Annotated in this window: 2 protein-coding genes; both read right to left on the reverse strand. The window is 55.8% G+C overall.

Annotation, left to right across the window (positions count from 1 at the left end):
- The coding region (locus RMSM_RS01840; RefSeq protein ID WP_008690713.1) for an NAD(P)H-dependent oxidoreductase subunit E at nucleotides 1-1,438 on the reverse strand (1,438 nt) is incomplete at its 3' end.
- 9 nt (nucleotides 1,439-1,447) lie between these two features.
- Nucleotides 1,448-2,778 (reverse strand): multiheme c-type cytochrome (locus RMSM_RS01845; protein WP_052031445.1); only part of this gene is annotated, 1,331 nt, incomplete at its 5' end.

Here is a 2,778-nt window from a genome sequence, read left to right on the forward strand (position 1 = left end):
TATAGCCCACCGCTCGTGAAACGTTGATGTCCAGTGGCAGATCTCGAATATCAATGTGTGTGACACCATCGGGAACATTGGCATCAACAAATCGGCGGCTGAGGAATTGGACTGGGATTTTGGGTGGCAACAATCCGCCCGAAGGACCGCTGAGCGCAACCGCCGCGATCGATTTACCGTCTTTCATCCCCTCGCAATGTTTGTCGATCAATTCGCCAAGCGTGGTTCCTGTGGGCACTTCATAAACGCCGGGCTTGTTCAAATCGCCACTGATCGAAAACAGCCGCTTGCCCTTCATCGCCGGACTGGCTCCGGCGGTCAGCGGTCCTTCTTTGATGCCTTGGCTGGCGAACCAGTCGCCGCCGTCTTTCAAAATTGCGGGTGCCCAGGCGAACGTTTCGACGTTGGAAAGCAAAGTCGGCTGATCATACAATCCATTGGTCATCAATTCCGGCGGCCGGTTTCGTGGTTCAGCTCGTTTGTCTTCCATCGCCTCAATCAAGGCGGTTTGCTCGCCACAGATGTAACCGCCTGGACTGGGGAAGACATCGAGTTCAAACGATCGGCTGCTGCCAAAGATGTTGCGACCACAGGCACCGAGTTTAACAGCGCGAGCAATCTCGTCACGACACTTCTCAATCTGCTCGGGGTACTCGTGCCGAATATAGATCCAACCGCGAGTCGCCCCGACCACCAACGCGGCCAAAATCATTCCTTCAATGGTCAGGTAGGGCGCCGCCAGCAGGATCTCGCGATCTTTGAACGTTCCCGGTTCACTTTCGTCGGCATTACAAACGATGAACTTTTCGCCTGTGCTGCCTTCGGCTCGCATCACGTCGCCCCACTTCAAATAGGCTCGGCCGCCGGCGCCACCCATCCCCAACAGCCCTGCGTTTTCAAGAGCCGAAAGCACTTTGTCGGGATCACCGCCACCGGTGATGTACTCACGAACTCGCTCATAGCGGCCGCTGCCGCCATAGATATCCATGTCCCATTTGCCGACCTTCGCCTGAGCAAGTTCCCAATCCGAATTGAATTCGGGTTGCTCGCCTTGCATGAGCGAATCGACGGTCTTCTCGATCGCAGCTTCGCTGCCACAAGCAATCAATTGTTCGTTGATGATCACCGCGGGCGGGCGGTCACAACGCCCCAAACATGACACGCCACACACCTCGACATCGTGGCCATATTTTTTCTCGGCCCACGCCGCCACTCGCTCGGTCATGGGGACCGAGCCATTCAAATGGCAACTCATATCGCGGCAAACGTGAACTTCGACCTTCGGTGGCGGATCGGTGCGAAAGTGCGGAAAGAACGTGACCAGCGCATTGACGCGGTGCATCGGAACGCCCAATTCCTCCGCGACCGATTCCATGTCGGCATGCGTCAGGTAGCCGCCACGTTTCGCTTGACGTTCGTGTAAAGCAGGGATGATCATCTTGATTACTTACTCGGGGTTCGCTTGGCTTTGAGTCGACGCCGACTGCGATTGCAAAATACGCAGAATCGATTGACGAAATTTTTCGGGTTCAAAATCGGCCGGTGAATGAAGCGAGACGTTTTTATTCGGCGTGGCTTCAGCTTGAAATCGCAGCGAATGCTCGAGCTCTTGCAGCGCTACAGGAAGCGGCGTGTCCAAATCACGCAGCAATGCATCCAGTTCCAAGTACTCAATCGCCGCTTGATGCCAATCGACCGGAGGAGGTTGATTTTCAAGTCGCTGCAGCATCGACTCCAGCTCTTGACGTGGATCGATTGTTTCGGCGGAAAGTTGTTCGGCAATGTTGCGATACTTGACCGCCAATGACTGACCGCTGGCGGCAATCTGCTTAGGATCGCTGCGATGGGGCGAAAGCTTTTCGAGTAGTGCCACATTCTCGCGAAGTTCCAATTGGTTCACGCTGTGCCATGAATTCCAAACGGGCAACCCATCGCTGACGTGCAGCGGCGATTTCTTTTTATTTGACGGCGGTACTTGAAAATCACGAATTGACAAACTTTGGTGACATGCAAAGCAGTCATAGTCCGACAGCTCGGGCCACGGTACGGTGGGGTCTTGCAAATGGTCGCTGGCACGCTCGGAGGCCAATTTTGCTGCGGCGGCGAGGTTGATCGCACGCCCCACAGCGCGAAGCCGAACGTGTGAAGCGTTTAGTTCACGATCACGGCGAGAATCCCAATGGGCGGGCAAGTTTGCCAAATAGATCGGCAAATCAAACCGCAGTGCCGGATGCCCCGCCGCAATCAAATCGTGATTCATGTCACGAACCAAACCATCCTCGGTTCGTGATCCGACATGACAACGAACACAGGTTTCTGCTCTGCCGATGATCGAATCCATCTCACGCATCGATTCATCCGTCGTGGCATCCCAATCGGCATGGGTATGCGAAACAAGCCACGATTCGGCGGGCCCGTGACATGATTCACACGTGACGCCGGAAGCCAGAAACTCGGCAGTCAACTTTCCACTTGCCGCAGTGTGGGCAGCAGTTGCGGTCGTATGGCAACTGATACAGCGTTTTCTCAGCACGGCGTCGTAGGCTTCGCGCGAGCCCGATGCTGATCGATCCAACCGGCTGACGATCGCTTGAGAATCACGGTCATACAGCAACCGCCCCGCGTTGGCATGTGGGTCATTGGCAAGCCACGTCGAGAGCGATTGGTTCCATGCTGGACCGCGGCCGATCACGCCACCGTGACATGTCGATGTCGCACACGACGAATTGCCGACAAAGCGTGTCGGTTCATCAGCCACGACGCTGCTGATCGACCCCC

The sequence above is a fragment of the Rhodopirellula maiorica SM1 genome (genome assembly GCF_000346295.1).
Lineage (GTDB): Bacteria > Planctomycetota > Planctomycetia > Pirellulales > Pirellulaceae > Novipirellula > Novipirellula maiorica.